Source organism: Variovorax sp. Varisp41, assembly GCF_047325085.1.
Classification (GTDB): domain Bacteria; phylum Pseudomonadota; class Gammaproteobacteria; order Burkholderiales; family Burkholderiaceae_C; genus Variovorax.
On the sequence record NZ_CP168540.1, the window covers coordinates 3,554,090 to 3,569,778 of the forward strand.

Consider the following 15,689-nt stretch of genomic DNA (forward strand, 5'->3'; position numbering starts at 1 on the left):
CGGGCGCGCGGCGGGGGCCCTGCGACAATCGCCCGATGCCCTTCGCCCCCCTGCAAAACGACACCTTCCTGCGAGCCTGCTGGCGCCAGGCCACCGACCACACGCCCGTCTGGCTGATGCGCCAGGCCGGCCGCTACCTGCCCGAGTACGTCGCCACCCGCGCGCGGGCCGGCAGCTTCATGGGACTGGCCACCAACGTCGACCACGCGACCGAGGTCACGCTGCAGCCGCTGGCGCGCTATCCGCTCGACGCGGCGATCCTGTTCTCCGACATCCTCACCGTGCCCGACGCGATGGGCCTGGGCCTCTCGTTCGAGGCCGGCGAGGGCCCGCGCTTCGCGCGCCCGCTGCGCGACGAAGCCGCCGTGGCCGCGCTCGAAGTGCCCGACATGGACAAGCTGCGCTACGTCTTCGACGCCGTGGCCTCGATCCGCAAGGCGCTCGACGGCCGCGTGCCGCTGATCGGCTTCTCGGGCAGCCCGTGGACGCTGGCCTGCTACATGGTCGAGGGCGCGGGCTCGAGCGACTACCGGCTCGTGAAGAGCATGCTCTACGGCCGCCCCGACCTGATGCACCGCGTGCTCGCGATCAACGCCGATGCCGTGGCCGCCTACCTCAACGCCCAGATCGACGCCGGCGCGCAGGCCGTGATGGTGTTCGACAGCTGGGGCGGCGTGCTGGCCGACGGCGCGTTCCAGGAATTCAGCCTGGCCTACACCGCGCGCGTGCTCGCCGGCCTCAAGCGCCACGGCCCCGACGGCCAGCCGGTGCCGCGCATCGTCTTCACCAAGGGCGGCGGGCTCTGGCTCGAGGACATGCGCGCGCTCGACTGCCAGGTGCTCGGCGTGGACTGGACCGTGAACCTCGGCGCCGCGCGCCGCCGCGTGGCCGAGGGCAGCGACGGCCAGGCCAAGGCGTTGCAGGGCAACATCGACCCCAACGTGCTGTTCGCGCCGCCCGCGCGCATCGAGGCCGAGGTGGCGAAGGTGCTGCAAGCCTTCGGCGCGCCGCACACCGACCGCGCGACCGCCGGGCCGACCCACATCTTCAACCTGGGCCACGGCATCAGCCAGTTCACGCCGCCCGAACACGTGTCGGCGCTGGTGCAGGCGGTGCACGCGCAATCGCGCCGGCTGCGGCAGCCCGCCTGACACGGCCCGCCAGCCGCCGGCCGCAGCCACCCGCCAGCGCGGCGGATGTGGAAAAGAAGATGGCCAGAATGCGGCGCAGCGGCTTTGTCAAGGCCCAAAACGGGCTTCGGCGACCGACTTATGCACAAAACGCGTGTTGCAGTGCGCAAGATTGCGTTAGGCGGTCCTGGCGCCGCTACCAAAGCAATAGCGAAGCTAAGTTGTTGATTTATATGGAGTTTGAACTTTGCCCTTTTTGCGGGCAATCCAGCCAGAGCCTTGATTTTCAAGGCCTGGCGACGAGTCCAGCCCGGTTTTCAACAAAGTTATCCACAGAAACTCTGGACGGGCCGCAAAGCACTGAAAAATCAACGACTTAAGTGACTTTGCTCAACACTGCTTTAACAAACCCCGCCAACGAGGACACCATCCCAAGCCGCCCCATTCCCAGCGAAGACCTGCTCGGCGAGCCGACGAACGGCGGCCCCGGCACGTCCGGCGCCGCCTTGCCCTGGCGCATCGACGTGGCGGTGCAGACGCCCGCGCACAGCGCGCTGGGCGACGTGCTGAGCTATGGCGGCGACGCGCCGCTGCCGGCCGGCACGCTGGTGCGGGTGCCGCTGGGCCGGCGCGAGGTGCTCGGGGTGGTCTGGCATGCCGAGGCGCGGACGGCCGAGGAACTGGCCGCGCCCGACCTGGCGCTCAAGCCGGTGGGCGCCGCGCTCGACGCGCTCGCGCCGCTGGGCCCGGCCTGGCGCGACCTGGTGGCCTTCGCCGGGCGCTACTACCAGCGCTCGATCGGCGAGATCGCGCTGGCCGCGCTGCCGCCGCAGCTGCGCGACCTGAGCACGGTGCAGCTCGCGCGCCGGCTCAAGCGCAAGGGGGCCGACGACGAGGCCGCGGCCGACACCGGCACGCCCTCCCCGGTCGAGCCCAGCCCCGAGCAGGCCGCCGCGCTCGCGCGCATAGAAGCCGAGGAAGGCCCGTTCCTGCTGGCCGGCAGCACCGGCAGCGGCAAGACCGAGGTCTACCTGCGCTGCGTGGCCGCGCTGCTGGCGCGCTCGCCCGAGGCACAGGCGCTGGTGATGGTGCCCGAGATCAACCTCACGCCGCAGCTCGAGGCCCGCTTCAAGGCGCGCTTCGGCGCGCAGGCGGTGGTGTCGCTGCACAGCGGCATGACGAACCCGCAGCGCCTCGCGAGCTGGCTGGCCGCGCACGCGGGCGCCGCGCGCATCGTGCTGGGCACGCGCATGGCGGTGTTCGCCTCGATGCCGAAGCTGGCGCTGATCGTGGTCGACGAGGAACACGACCCGAGCTACAAGCAGCAGGAAGGCGCGCGCTATTCAGCGCGCGACCTCGCCGTGTGGCGCGGCCACCGCGAGAAGGTCAAGGTGATCCTGGGCTCGGCCACGCCCTCGCTCGAAAGCTGGCACCAGAGCCGCCCGGCCGCCGACGGCGACCCCGGCGGGCGCTACGTGCGGCTGGCCATGCCCTCGCGCATCGGCGCGGGCGAGCTGCCCACGGTGCGGCTGGTCGACATGACGCTGCAGCCCGCGAAGACCGTGCTCTCGGCCACGCTGCTCGATGCCATCGGCCAGCGCATCGCGCGCGGCGAGCAGAGCATGATCTTCCTCAACCGGCGCGGCTATGCGCCGGTGCTGGCCTGCGGCGACTGCGGCTGGAAGAGCGAGTGCCCGCACTGCAGCGCCTACCGCGTGTTCCACAAGATCGACCGCACGCTGCGCTGCCACCACTGCGGCTACACCGAGCGCGTGCCGCGCGCCTGCCCGGTCTGCGGCAACCTCGACATCGCTCCCGTGGGCCGCGGCACCGAGCGGCTCGAGGAGCACCTGGCCGAGCTGTTCTCGGCCGTGAAGCGGCCCGACGGCAGCGCGGTGAGCATCGCGCGCATCGACGCCGACAGCACCAAGAAGCAGGGCGCGCTCGAATCGCAGCTCGCGGCGGTGCATGCGGGCGAGGTCGACGTGCTGGTCGGCACGCAGATGATCGCCAAGGGCCACGACTTCCGCCGCATCACGCTGGTGGCCGCGGTGAACCCCGACGGCGCGCTGTTCTCGAGCGACTTCCGCGCGCCCGAGCGGCTGTTCAGCCTGCTGATGCAGTCGGCCGGCCGCGCGGGCCGCGATGCCGCCTACCTGGCCACGCAGGGCAGCACGGCCGAGATGTGGATCCAGACGCACCATGCGCAGCATCCGCTGTTCCAGGCGCTGCGCCGGCACGACTACCCGGCCTTCGCGGCGCAGCAGCTCGAGGAGCGGCAGGCCGCAGCGATGCCGCCCTTCGCCTACCAGGCGCTGGTGCGCGCCGATGCGTGCACGCAGGAGGCGGCGCAGGCCTTTCTCAATGCGGCGAGCGCCGCGGCCGATGGACTGGAGGGAGCGGCGCAGGTGATGCGCTATCCGGCCGTGCCGCTGGCGATCCAGCGCGTGGCCAACGTGGAGCGCGCGCAGATGCTGCTGGAGAGCGCGTCGCGCGCCGCGCTGCAGCGCATGCTCGCGCTGTGGCAACCGCAGCTGCATGCGTTGCGGCGCACGCCCGAGGGCAAGGGCGTGATCCGCTGGCTGATCGACGTCGATCCGCAGGGGATCTGAACCTCGTCGCCATGGGCCCGCGCTCAGTGCAGGCTCATCGGCTCCTTGCCCATCTCGACATAGCGCAGTTCGCGGTCCGCATGGCGCCGCCGCGCGACGCTGCCGGGCCAGGCGAACACCACCAGGCTCAGCGCGCCGAGCGCGAGCGCCGACGCCGTGCCGAGCTTGCCGGCCTGCCAGAGCCAGCCCGCGCCGGCGAGCCACGCCAGCCATAAAAGAATTCGGAACAGTGTTGCCATCATCGTGCGAGCTCCCATGCCATCTTCCGGTCTGCGGCCCACTTTAGCAGCGCGGATGCGAACTCAAGCATTCATCCGAAGTGGTATCGGGTAGCTATGTCTTACGGCCGGCATGGGCGCGGGAAAAATTCTGAAAAAAGAGTTGACGCCGTGCGAGCGGCGCTGCAAAAGACTCCGTGGAGGAGTCCGCGACGCGGCGCTCCTCCGGGCCCTGGGCGCCCATCGAGCCCGCTCTCCGGAAGGCAAAGGTCGCTCGTGAAACCTCTCCATTTCGCAAGTGGGATTCTGTCTGTCGCGGCCTCCGCTTGGGCCTGCTTCCTCATGCTCGCACCCGTGGCCGCGCACGCCGCCGAGATCGAGCGCCAGGGCCGGCTGCTGCTGGTCTCGGGCATGCTCGACGGCAGCGAGCTCGCGAGCTTCATCGACCACCTCAACAGCGGCACGGTGCGCACCGTGGTGCTGGAAGACTCCTTCGGCGGCACCGCCGAGGCGGCCGGCGCCTATGCCGACGCGATCCGCGCGAGCGGCGTCGAGACCGAGGTGCGCGGCCAGTGCATGGCGGCCTGCGCCTACGCCTTCCTCGCGGGCAAGACGCACCGCTTCAGCGACGGCTTCCAGGTCAACGGCCTGATGCTGCCGGTGGCGGCGCGGCCCACGGCCGCCGAACTCGCGGTGCGCTGGCGCGACGACGCGCACAGGACACCGGCCGACTTCACGGCGGGCGCCAATGCGCCCAAGGTGATCGAGGCCTCGGCCGACGGCCGTGGCGCGCACGACAACTGGCAGCCCGAGCACGGCGTGCTGTTCACCGCCAGCCCCTCGCTGTTCGGCCGCATCTACAACGCCTTCTATTGCGACGGCACGCAGGGCCGCGATTTCTCGAAGTGCGAGCGCCTGCCCGATGCCGATCCTTTCAAGCTCGGTGTGCTGAGCCCGTAAGACGCTTCACTTCAGCAAGCCGACCGCCAGCGGAAAGCTGAAAAAGGCCGCCACCGTCGTCCACAGGATGATGCGCGCGATGCGCCCGTTGTCGGCGCCGAAGCGCTCGGCCAGCATCGACACGTTGCTCGCGCTCGGCAGCGCCGCCACCAGCACGATCGCCACCAGCGCCGGCCACGACAGCGGCAGGCCCAGCGCGATCGCCGCGAGCCCCAGTCCCCACACCAGCAGCGGGTGCGCGAGCAGCTTCACCAGCACCACCGGCAGCACATCGGCCAGCGGCGCCTTCGGCAGGGGCCGCGCGCCGCTGCCCATGGCCTGGGCCACGGCCGCGCTCGCGCCATGCTCGCGCGCCACCAGCGCCGAGCGCGCGAGCACCGCGCCGATGGTGAACAGGGCCACCGGCGAGGCCGCGTCGGCCAGCATCGCCACCGTGCGCTCCACCGGGCCCGGCAACTTCCAGCGCGCGGCCGACAGCAGCACGCCGAGCAGGATCGACCACGGCATCGGATTGACCAGGATGCCGCGCAGCGCCTGGCGCGCGGCCTGCCGCGGCCCGTGGTGCGTCCCGCTCCCGCTGGCGCCGTCGAGCCGCGACAGCGCGATGCACAGCGAGGAGGTGACCACGAGGTCGAAGGCGATGGTGATGATCATCGGCCCGGCCGCCTGCGCGCCGAGGATGGCCACCAGCAGCGGCACGCCCATGAAGCCGGTGTTCGGGAAGGCCGCCACCAGCGCGCCGAAGGCGGCGTCGTTCCAGCCGATGCGCGCGTTGCGCGTGAACGCCACCACGCAGCCCACCACCAGGAGCGCGCTCAGGCCCCAGACCAGCGCGACGCTGCCGTCGAGCAGCTGGCCGATCGGCGTGCCGGCGCCGAAGCGCAGCAGCATGCAGGGCAGCGCGAAGTAGAGGACGAAGGTGTTGAGGCCGGGGATCGCATCGAGCGGAAGGATGCGGGCACGGGCGGCGCCGTAGCCGGCGGCGATCAACGCGAAGAAGGGAAAGGTAACGAGAAATACGGGCAGCACGGCGCGATTGTCGCCGCCGGCCCCGGCCCTCGCCGAAGGCCGCCGATGCCCCTTTACGGTGCGTTTACCGCGCTTCCCACATCGCGGTATCGGCCGACGCCGCGGCCCCTGCAGCGCCCGTATCATTGCGCGCTTTCGCGCCCGCCGCGCCCCGCGGCCCCTGCCGGCTCCCCCTCCCCCTTTCCATGTCCCACGGTCTCAATCTCGCGCAACAAGAAGCGGTCAACTACATGCACGGCCCCTGCCTCGTGCTCGCGGGCGCGGGCTCGGGCAAGACGCGGGTGATCACGCACAAGATCGCGCGCCTGATCCAGGCTGGGCTCGAGCCCCAGCGGATCGCGGCCATCACCTTCACCAACAAGGCGGCCGCCGAGATGCGCGAGCGCGCCAAGGGGCTGATCGGGCGCGATGCCAAGAAGGTGGTGATCTGCACCTTCCACGCGCTGGGCGTGCGCATGATGCGCGAGGACGGCGCGGTGCTGGGCCTGAAGTCGCAGTTCAGCATCCTCGATGCCGACGACGTGACCAAGATCCTCAAGGACGCGGGCGGCACCAGCGACCTCGCCACCGCGCGCATCTGGCAGTGGACCATCAGCAAGTGGAAGAACATGGGCCTGAACGCGGCCCAGGCCGAGGCCATCGCGGCCGACGACAACGAGCGCATCACGGCCACCATCATGGCGCGCTACGAGGAGCGCCTGGCCGCCTACCAGAGCGTGGACTTCGACGACCTGATCGGCATGCCGCTCAAGCTGCTGCGCGACTTCGAGGAAGTGCGCAACAAGTGGCAGGCCACGCTGGGCCACATCCTGGTGGACGAATACCAGGACACCAACGCCACCCAGTACGAGGTGCTCAAGGCGCTGTCGGGCACGCGCGGCCACTTCACGGCGGTGGGCGACGACGACCAGTCGATCTACGGCTGGCGTGGCGCCACGCTCGACAACCTGCGCAAGCTGCCGGTCGACTACCCCACGCTCAAGGTCATCAAGCTCGAGCAGAACTACCGCTCGACCAGCGCCATCCTGCGCGCGGCCAACAACGTGATCGGGCCCAACCCCAAGCTGTTCCCGAAGACGCTGTTCTCCGAGCTCGGCGAGGGCGAGCCGGTGCGCGTGGTCGACTGCGACAGCGAGATGCACGAGGCCGAGCGCACGGTGGCGCGCCTCGTGAGCCTGCGCGAGACTTCGACCCACAAGGAGTTCCGCGACTTCGCGATCCTCTACCGCGCCAACCACCAGGCGCGCGTGTTCGAGCAGGCGCTGCGGCGCGCGCAGGTGCCCTACAAGGTCTCGGGCGGCCAGAGCTTCTTCGACCGTGCCGAGATCAAGGACCTCTGCGGCTGGTTCCGCCTGTGGGTCAACAACGACGACGATCCCGCGTTCCTGCGCGCCATCACCACGCCCAAGCGCGGCATTGGCCACACCACGCTGGCGGCGCTGGGCACCTTCGGCAGCCAGTACAAGCTGAGCCTGTTCGAGGCGCTGTTCTCGTCCTCGCTGCCCAGCGTGATGCCCAAGCGCGCGCTCGAAAGCCTGCACGAGTTCGGCCGCTACATCAACGACCTCGAATACCGCGCGCGCCAGACCCTGGGCGCCGAGAACGCGCGTGCCTTCCTCGACACCTGGCTCAAGGAGATCGAGTACGAGAAGCACCTCTACGACGGCGAGGACAGCGAGCAGGCCGCGGCCACGCGCTGGACCAACGTGATGGAGTTCTGCGACTGGATGGCGCAGCGCTGCGGCGGCGAGCTCGACGACGCGGCCGGCGTCAACAACACCAGCGAGCCCAAGAGCCTGCTCGAGGTGGCGCAGACGATCTCGCTGCTGTCCACCATCAGCGAGCGCGAGCAGGACCAGAACGTGGTCACGCTGTCCACGCTGCACGCCTCCAAGGGCCTCGAGTGGCCGCACGTGATGCTGATCGGCTGCAACGAGGGCCTGCTGCCCTTCAAGCTCGACGACGACGACGGCCGCCAGCAGCAGGTCAGCGAGAGCACGCTCGAGCGGCTGCAGGAAGAGCGCCGGCTGATGTACGTGGGCATCACGCGCGCGCAGCGCAGCCTCGCGGTGAGCTGGACCAAGCGCCGCAAGAAGGGCCGCGAGATGGTGCTCGCGCAGCCCAGCCGCTTCATCGCCGAGATGGCGCTCGACAAGAGCACCACGCGCGAGGACCCGCGCGAGAAGCTCAAGGCGCTGCGCGCGGAGTTCGCGCGCAAGGCACAGGAAGGCGCGGCCGCCGCCGCGGCCTCGTCGACCGCGCCATGAAGCGGCCCGTTCGAGGACTGGCCCTCGCGGCCCTCGCCCTTGCGGCTTCGGCCGGCGCGCTCGCCCAAGCCAGCGCCTGCCCCGAGAGCGTGCAGGACCTGCCGCCCGAGGCGCTCTACGGCCGCTGGGAGGCGCGCTTCGACGGCCTGCCGGCCGTGGCCGTCGTGCAGCTGGGCCGCCATCCCGAATACGCCGGCGTGCGCGGCACCGTCGCGCGCCCCGCCGCCACCGGCCGGCCGGCCGCGGTAGCGCAACTGGCGGGCGACATCGGCGACGACGGCACGCTGGCCATCGACGAATCGCTCGACGGGCGCAGCATCAGCGGCGTCTGGGTCGGCGCGATGGCGCCCGGCGGCTGCGGCCGCGAATTCCGCGGCACCTGGCGCGATGCCACCGATGAGAGCACGCATCCCTTCGTGCTGACGAAAAAGGAAGGGTCGGGGAAATGAACACCACCATGCAAGGCCGCCTGCGCGCGGTCCTGGCCACCGCGGCGCTGCTGCTGGCCGGCGCCGCGCAGGCGCAGGCCGTCGATCAGCCCAAGAGCCCGCTGGCCGACAACCAGCTCACCTGGCAGAGCTGCGCCGCGCTCGGCGCCGACAACGCCGCGCGGCTGGCCTGCTACGACCGCTGGGCCCAGCAGCAGACGCTGCCCTCGGTGTCGGTGCCGGTCGCGCCGCCGGTGCTCGCCAACACCCAGCCCGCGCCGCCGGTCGACGGCTCGATCCCGGCCACGCGCGTGGTCTCGGTCGCCACCACCGAGGGCTGCCGCGACCGGCAGTACTCGGCGCTGTCGCGCTTCTGGGAACTCGAGACCGCCACCGACTGCGGCACCTTCGGCTTCCGCGGCTACCGGCCGCTCAACGTCTCGGTCTCGGCCGCGACCCACAAGCCCGACACGCCCACTTCGCCCTCGGCCGGCCACACCGCCGACCCGGTGGCCTACCAGGCCAACGAGATGCGCATCGGCCTGTCGGTGCGCACCAAGCTCGCGCAGGGCCTGCTGACGCAGAACGACCCGATCAGGAAGGACTCGCTGTGGTTCGCCTACACGCAGCAGTCGACCTGGCAGCTGTTCAACGGCGCGATCTCGCGGCCCTTCCGCACCACCGACCACGAACCCGAGCTGATGTATGTCTACCCGACCGACTTCAAGCTGCCGGGCGGCTGGCGCTGGCGCTACACCGGGCTGGGCATCGTGCACCAGTCCAACGGCCAGAGCCTGCCGCTGTCGCGCAGCTGGAACCGCGTCTACCTGATGGGCGGCGCCGAGCTCGACGACCGCTTCAGCATCACGGGCCGGATCTGGAAACGCCTGTCGGAGAACCCGGAGAAGGACGACAACCCCGACATCGCCGACTACATCGGCCGCGCCGAGATCACCGGCCGCTGGAACCTCGACCGCAACAACACGCTGGGCATCACGGTGCGCAACAACCTGCGCGACAGCGGGCGCGGCTCGGTGCGGCTCGAGTGGATGAAGGCGATCGGCGACCCGACCAAGAGCAACCTGCGCTTCCACACGCAGCTGTTCCACGGCTACGGCGACACGCTGGTGGACTACAACCGCAAGCGCACGGTGTTGAGCATCGGCCTGAGCCTGGTCGACTTCTGATGTCCGCGAACCCACGGAGACCTTTTCCATGAGCACCGAACTGTCCCCCGTCGACGCCACGCAGCGCGAGATCATCGCGGCGCTGTCCGTCGCGCCCGTGTTCGACGCCGCCGCCGAGCTCGAGCGGCGCGTCGAGTTCCTCGCCGCCTACCTGCGCCGCACGGGCCTGTCGACCTACGTGCTGGGCATCAGCGGCGGCGTGGATTCGCTGACCGCCGGCTGCCTCGCGCAGCGCGCGGTCGAGCGGCTGCGCGCCGAGGGCCGCGAGGCCACCTTCATCGCGATGCGGCTGCCCTACGGCGTGCAGAAGGACGAGGCCGAGGCGCAGGCCTCGCTGGCCGTGATCCGCCCCGACCGCCTGCTGACGGTGGACGTGCGGCCCGCGGCCGACGCGATGCTCGCGGCGCTCAAGGCCGGCGACCTCGCCTTCCGCGACGCGGCGCACGAGGACTTCGTGCTCGGCAACATCAAGGCGCGCCAGCGCATGATCGCGCAGTTCGCGGTGGCGGGCGCGCACAACGGCATCGTGATCGGCACCGACCACGCGGCCGAGGCGCTGATGGGCTTCTTCACCAAGTTCGGCGACGGCGCGGCCGACATCACGCCGCTGACCGGCCTCAACAAGCGCCGCGTGCGCGCGGTGGCGCAGCTACTCGGCGCGCCCGATGCGCTGGTCTACAAGGTGCCCACGGCCGATCTCGAGTCGCTGGTGCCGGGCAAGCCCGACGAGGACGCCTTCGGCGTGACCTACGAGCAGATCGACGACTTCCTCGAGGGCAAGCCGGTATCGGCCGCGGCGCGCGAGATCATCCTCGCGACGCACCGCAAGAGCGCGCACAAGCGCGCGCTGCCGGTCGAGCCGCCGGCGGCCTGAGCTACGGCGGCCCGCCGGGCCGCGCCACCGACTGCGCGCGGAACTCGCGCGGCGTCAGCCCCATGTGCTGCCGGAAGCGCCGGCTGAAATAGACCGCGTCGGCGAAGCCGCATTGCCGCGCGATGTCGGCGATGCGGCCGTCCGAGGCCAGCAGCAGCTCGCGCGCGCGTTCCAGCCGCCGCTCGGTCACGAGTTCGGTGAAGGTGCGCTGGGTCTGCTTCTTCAGCAGGTGCGCGAGGTAGTTCGGCGACAGCATCGCGGCCGCGGCCGCGTCGTTGAGCGACATCTCCTCGCCCAGGTGCTCGCGCACGTAGTGCAGCACGCGCTGCAGCGCATCGCGCCGCGAGCTGTGGCCGCGGTGGCGCGCCGCCTGTTCGCGCAGCGCCGCCTCGTGGCGGCGGCAGGCCAGCGCGACCAGCTGCAGCAGGATGCCGCGGATCGCGCCGCCGGCCGCGAAGCGCCCTTCGCGGTTGAGCGCCGACAGCTCCTCGAGCCAGCCGAGGATGCGCGCGAAGTCCTCGGCCTCGAAGCGGAAGTCCACGTACTCCTGGAACAGGAAAGGCGCGAGCTCGGGATGGCGCGCGATCGGCACCTCCTCGAGATCGAGCGGCTCGACCGCGAGCTCGGGCCAGAGGAAGGACTGGTCGAAGTTGACGATGGCGTAGCGCGCGCCCGGCGGATGCGGCACCACGTGCAGCCGGTACGGCAGCACGAAGCTCAGGTGGCCCGCGCCGAAGGGCCGCGCGGCGCCGCCGATCAATTGCCGCGACTCGCCCTCGATGCCGACCTGGATCTGGAAGTACTCGTGGCGGTGCGGGCGCGCGAGCACGTCGCGCGCGCCCTCGAAGCGGATGTCGAAATCGAGGTGGTCGGCGCGCTCCTGCATGCCGTAGAGGCGATGGCTCGAGCTCGAAGCGGGCATCGCGCGATGGTACGCCCGGGCCCCGGGTGTTGCCTGCGTCCTGCTTTTGCGTAGATGCGTGCGCAAGCGCGCGCACCCGGGCTCCCAGAATCGTCCGGCTACTACCGAAGGAGACCACCGTATGAGCAATTCCTCCCGCCGCGGCCTGCTGGCCGGCGCCGCCATGGCCACCGGCGCCATCGCCGGCTGCGCGCTGCCCGCGGGCGCCGCGCGCAACGCGAAGACGCCGTTCGACGTGCCCGCCGCGACCATCCCGATCGCCGGCAGCGACCAGGTGTTCCCGGTGCGCCGCATCTACTGCATCGGCCGCAACTACGCCGCGCATGCGCGCGAGATGGGCTCCGACCCGACGCGCGAACCGCCCTTCTTCTTCCAGAAGCCGGCCGACGCGGTGCAGGTGGTGCTGCCCGGCACCGTGGCCGACCACCCCTATCCCACGCTGACGAAGAACTACCACTACGAGGCCGAGCTCGTGGTGGCGCTCGGCAAGGGCGGGCGCGACGTGTCGATCGACGATGCGCTGGGCCTGGTCTACGGCTACTCGCTGGGCCTGGACATGACGCGGCGCGACCTGCAGCGCGGCATGGGCGATCAGAAGAAGCCCTGGGAGATCGGCAAGAGCTTCGACCATTCGGCACCCGTGGGCCCGATCCATCCGGTGGCGCAGGTCGGCCACTTCAGCGACGGCGCGATCTGGCTCAAGGTCAACGGCGAGACGAAGCAGAGCGCCACGCTCAAGCACATGATCTGGTCGGTGGCCGAGCAGATCAGCCGGCTGTCGCAGGCCTTCGAGCTGCAGCCCGGCGACATCATCTACGCGGGCACGCCCGAGAACGTGGGCCCGGTGGTGCGCGGCGACCTGATCGAGATCCACATCGACGGGCTGCCGAACCTGTCGGTCAAGGTGGTCTGAGGCCATGAGGAACACGACACGCATCCTCTGCACGGCCCTGCTGGCCGGCCTCGCGCTCGGCGCCCAGGCCGCGGGCATGAAGGTCAGGTCGAGCGCCTTCGCCGACGGCGCGACCATGCCGAAGATCCATGCGGGCGACGCGCCGGGCTGCGGCGGCCAGGGCGTGTCGCCGCCCGTGGCCTGGAGCGACCTGCCCGCGGGCACGCGCTCGGTCGCGGTGCTGATGAGCGATCCCGATGGCGGCAAGGGCCTCGGCGTCTCGCACTGGGTGGCCTACAACATCCCGGCCGCCAAGGGGCAACTGCGACAGGGCGAGGGCCAGGCGGCGAACGCCGAGTTCAGCGTCGGCAAGAACGTGGCCGGCGCCACCGCCTACCGCGGCATGTGCCCGCCGGCCGGCGACCTGCCGCACCACTATGTGCTGACGGTGATCGCCACCGAGGTCGAGCCGGGCTCGCTGCCCGAGGGCCTCACGCGCGAGGAACTGCTGGCGGCGCTCAAGGGCCGCACGCTGATGGGACAGAGCGTGGTGGGCCTCTACGGGCAGTGAGCAACGGGGCGCGGCTCAGCTGCTCTGCCGCACCACCAGTTCGAAGCCCAGGTCCACGGTGCGCCGCGCGTCCGCCACGGGCTCGTCGCGCATCAGCGCGAGCAGCATGCCGGCCGCGCGTTCGCCGATCTCGCGGCGCGGCGTGCGCACGGTGGTCAGCGGCGGCAGCATCTGGTCGCTGCCGCCGAGGTCGTTGAAGCCCGCGATCGCCACGCGCTCGGGCACCGGCACGCCGGTGCGCAGCGCGGCCAGCAGCCCGCCCTGGGCGAGGTCGTCGTTGCAATAGAAGATCGCGTCGAGGTCGGGATGGCGCGCGAGCAGTTCCTCGAACTGGCGCCCGCCGAGCGCGAGCGAGGTGGGCCCGGGCGTCAGCAACTCGAGCGCCGGATCGTGGCAGCCGGCCGCGCGCAGCGCCTCGCGGTAGCCGGCCAGGCGCTGCAGCACGCGCGGATCGAGCTGGCCCGCGGCATAGGCGATGCGGCGGCGGCCGCGCGCGAGCAGGTGCTCGACGATGGCGCGGCCCGCGTCCTGCTGCGAGAAGCCCACGCTGTGGATGCCGGGCGCTTCCGAGGTCTCCATCAGGTGCACGCAGGGCGCGTCGCTGGCCTCGAGCAATCGCGTGGCGCCCGCGCTGCGGTCGAAGCCGGTCAGCAAGAGGCCCGCTGGCCGCTGCGAGAGGTAGCTGCGCAGCAGCGCCTCCTCCTGCGCGGGGTCGTAGTGGGTCACGCCGATCAGCGACTGGAAGCCGTGCGGCGCCAGCGTGTCCTGCACCGCCTCGAGCAGCTCCACGAACAGCTGGTTGGTCAGCGAAGGAATCAGCACCGCCACGTGCGAGCTGCGCGCCGAGGCCAGCGCGCGCGCCGCCACGTTGGGCACGTAGCCGAGCTCGTCGACCGCGGCCTGCACCCGCGCCTTCAGCTCGGGCGCCACGTTGCGCGCGCCGCGCAGCGCGCGCGAGACGGTGATCGGGCTCACGCCCGAGACGCGCGCCACGTCGTCGAGGGTCACGCGGCTGGAAGAACGGGAGCGCGGGCGCTCGGGGACATCGGCCATGGCGAAATCTAGGGTTACTACCGATCCGGGATTGGACAGCGCTGTCCTAGGATAGCGCTGTCCCGGCCCTTGCCGCCTCGGAAAAACCCGAGGATGCTTCAGAGGCTGGTTTTTTTGGGTTGTGCAGGATAGCGCTATCCCGACCCCGCCGGCCGCCTTTGCAGCGCCCGGCTTCAGGAGACAGACATGTTCGGAATGAGCAAAGAGGTGTTCCTGCTCGTCGACGCCCTGGTGGCGATCCTCGGGCTCATCCTTCTGATCACGCGCTGGCGCGTGCACCCCTTCATCGCGCTGACCCTGGCCGCGGGCTTCCTCGGCCTGACCTCGGGCATGCCGGTGGACCTGGTGATGAAGTCCTTCCAGGACGGCTTCGGCGGCGTGCTGGGCTTCGTGGGCATCGTGCTCGGCCTGGGGACCATGCTCGGCAAGATGATGGCCGAGTCGGGCGGCGCCGACCGCATCGCGCGCACGCTGATCGACGCCTTCGGCAAGGAGCGCGTGCACTGGGCGATGATGTTCGCGGCCTTCCTGGTCGGCATCCCGCTGTTCTTCGAGATCGGCTTCGTGCTGCTGATCCCGCTGGTGTTCATCGTGGCGCGGCGCACCGGCGTGTCGCTGATCCGCATCGGCATTCCGCTCCTGGCGGGCCTGTCGGTGGTGCACGGCCTGGTGCCGCCGCATCCGGGGCCGCTGCTGGCCATCGGCGTGTTCGGCGCCGACATCGGCAAGACCATCTTCTACGGCCTGATCGTCGGCCTGCCCACCGCGATGATCGCGGGCCCGATCTTCGGCAAGTTCATCTCGAAGTACGTGCCCGGCGAGGCCTCGCCCGAGCTGCTCGAGCAACTGGCGCGCGAGCCCGAGGCGCGCGAGCTGCCGGGCTTCGGCGTCACGCTGCTGACGGTGCTGCTGCCCGTGGGGCTGATGCTTTTGAAGACCTTCGCCGACGTGGCGCTCGACGAGAAGAACATCGTGCGCCAGTGGATGGACTTCATCGGCCATCCGATCACCGCGCTGCTCGCGGCGCTCCTGCTGTCGCTCTACACCTTCGGCTATGCGCGCGGCTTCACGAGCAAGCAGATCATGAAGTTCGTCGACGACAGCCTGGCGCCCACGGCGGCCATCGTGCTGATCATCGGCGCGGGCGGCGGCTTCAAGCAGATGCTGGTGGCCAGCGGCGTGGGCAACGCGATCGGCCACATGGCGCTGAACGCGCAGGTCTCGCCGATCCTGCTGGCCTGGCTGGTCGCGGGCCTGATCCGCATCGCCACCGGCTCGGCCACGGTCGCCACCATCACGGGCGCGGGCATCGTCGCGCCGCTGGCCACCATGGTGCCGGGCGTGAACCGCGAGCTGCTGGTGCTGGCCACGGGCGCGGGTTCGCTGATCCTGTCGCACGTCAACGACGCGGGCTTCTGGCTGGTCAAGCAGTACTTCAACATGACGGTGGCCGAGACCTTCAAGACCTGGACCGTGATGGAAACGCTGATCTCGGTCGTCGGCATCGTCTTCATCATGCTGCTGAGCATGGTGGTCTGAGGAGGAA

At 70.8% G+C, this 15,689-nt stretch carries 14 protein-coding genes; 10 read left to right on the forward strand and 4 right to left on the reverse strand.

Going from position 1 to position 15,689, the window contains the following annotated elements:
* The first annotated feature begins 35 nt into the window (after positions 1 to 35).
* A complete protein-coding gene (gene hemE, locus ACEN9J_RS16460; protein ID WP_413761552.1) occupies positions 36 to 1,151 on the forward strand; it encodes a uroporphyrinogen decarboxylase in 1,116 nt (371 codons plus the stop codon).
* Positions 1,152 to 1,636: 485 nt separating this feature from the next.
* Complete coding sequence (locus ACEN9J_RS16465) at positions 1,637 to 3,742, forward strand: primosomal protein N' (protein WP_413764574.1); 2,106 nt, start codon at positions 1,637 to 1,639, stop codon at positions 3,740 to 3,742.
* A 23-nt stretch (positions 3,743 to 3,765) separates the two neighbouring features.
* Here ACEN9J_RS16465 and ACEN9J_RS16470 read toward each other — a convergent pair whose 3' ends face one another.
* Complete coding sequence (locus ACEN9J_RS16470) at positions 3,766 to 3,984, reverse strand: hypothetical protein (protein WP_261216378.1); 219 nt, start codon at positions 3,982 to 3,984, stop codon at positions 3,766 to 3,768.
* A gap of 318 nt (positions 3,985 to 4,302) precedes the next feature.
* Between ACEN9J_RS16470 and ACEN9J_RS16475 the strand changes: the two genes are divergently transcribed.
* Positions 4,303 to 4,920 carry a hypothetical protein gene (locus tag ACEN9J_RS16475; protein WP_413761553.1) on the forward strand — a complete coding sequence of 206 codons (618 nt, stop codon included), beginning with the start codon at positions 4,303 to 4,305 and terminating at the stop codon, positions 4,918 to 4,920.
* A 6-nt stretch (positions 4,921 to 4,926) separates the two neighbouring features.
* Here the strand turns inward: ACEN9J_RS16475 and ACEN9J_RS16480 are convergent, their stop codons facing one another.
* On the reverse strand, positions 4,927 to 5,949 hold the full coding sequence (locus tag ACEN9J_RS16480; protein WP_413761554.1) for an AEC family transporter: 1,023 nt from the start codon (positions 5,947 to 5,949) through the stop codon (positions 4,927 to 4,929).
* A 185-nt stretch (positions 5,950 to 6,134) separates the two neighbouring features.
* Between ACEN9J_RS16480 and ACEN9J_RS16485 the strand changes: the two genes are divergently transcribed.
* Genes ACEN9J_RS16485 through nadE form a run of 4 tightly spaced genes read left to right on the forward strand, consistent with a single transcriptional unit; the run spans position 6,135 to position 10,705 of the window.
* Positions 6,135 to 8,216: an ATP-dependent helicase gene (locus ACEN9J_RS16485; RefSeq protein WP_057593203.1), complete on the forward strand. Its 2,082-nt coding sequence runs from the start codon at positions 6,135 to 6,137 to the stop codon at positions 8,214 to 8,216.
* Positions 8,213 to 8,665, forward strand: coding sequence for a hypothetical protein (locus tag ACEN9J_RS16490; RefSeq protein ID WP_057593204.1), 453 nt, complete (start codon positions 8,213 to 8,215; stop codon positions 8,663 to 8,665). Before ACEN9J_RS16485 ends, ACEN9J_RS16490 begins: the two co-directional genes overlap by 4 nt.
* Entirely contained in the window at positions 8,662 to 9,831 is a 1,170-nt protein-coding gene (locus ACEN9J_RS16495) for a phospholipase A (protein WP_172705409.1), read from the forward strand. The genes ACEN9J_RS16490 and ACEN9J_RS16495 overlap by 4 nt, the downstream gene beginning before the upstream one ends.
* Before the next feature lie 28 nt (positions 9,832 to 9,859).
* A complete protein-coding gene (gene nadE, locus ACEN9J_RS16500; protein ID WP_261216382.1) occupies positions 9,860 to 10,705 on the forward strand; it encodes an ammonia-dependent NAD(+) synthetase in 846 nt (281 codons plus the stop codon).
* 1 nt (position 10,706) lies between these two features.
* Here the strand turns inward: nadE and ACEN9J_RS16505 are convergent, their stop codons facing one another.
* On the reverse strand, positions 10,707 to 11,591 hold the full coding sequence (locus ACEN9J_RS16505) for an AraC family transcriptional regulator (RefSeq protein WP_413764575.1): 885 nt from the start codon (positions 11,589 to 11,591) through the stop codon (positions 10,707 to 10,709).
* Between the two features lie 157 nt (positions 11,592 to 11,748).
* On the opposite strand from ACEN9J_RS16505, the gene ACEN9J_RS16510 reads away from it, so the two are divergent.
* Positions 11,749 to 12,540, forward strand: a complete 792-nt coding sequence (locus tag ACEN9J_RS16510) for a fumarylacetoacetate hydrolase family protein (protein WP_057593206.1) — start codon at positions 11,749 to 11,751, stop codon at positions 12,538 to 12,540.
* A 4-nt stretch (positions 12,541 to 12,544) separates the two neighbouring features.
* Positions 12,545 to 13,090: a YbhB/YbcL family Raf kinase inhibitor-like protein gene (locus ACEN9J_RS16515; protein ID WP_261216384.1), complete on the forward strand. Its 546-nt coding sequence runs from the start codon at positions 12,545 to 12,547 to the stop codon at positions 13,088 to 13,090.
* 15 nt (positions 13,091 to 13,105) lie between these two features.
* Here the strand turns inward: ACEN9J_RS16515 and ACEN9J_RS16520 are convergent, their stop codons facing one another.
* The gene (locus tag ACEN9J_RS16520; RefSeq protein ID WP_057593208.1) at positions 13,106 to 14,143 is read right to left on the reverse strand and encodes a LacI family DNA-binding transcriptional regulator; all 1,038 of its coding nucleotides are present in this window, start codon (positions 14,141 to 14,143) and stop codon (positions 13,106 to 13,108) included.
* A 186-nt stretch (positions 14,144 to 14,329) separates the two neighbouring features.
* Here ACEN9J_RS16520 and ACEN9J_RS16525 point away from each other — a divergent pair, with 186 nt between their 5' ends.
* Entirely contained in the window at positions 14,330 to 15,682 is a 1,353-nt protein-coding gene (locus ACEN9J_RS16525) for a GntP family permease (RefSeq protein ID WP_057593209.1), read from the forward strand.
* Positions 15,683 to 15,689: the final 7 nt, after the last annotated feature.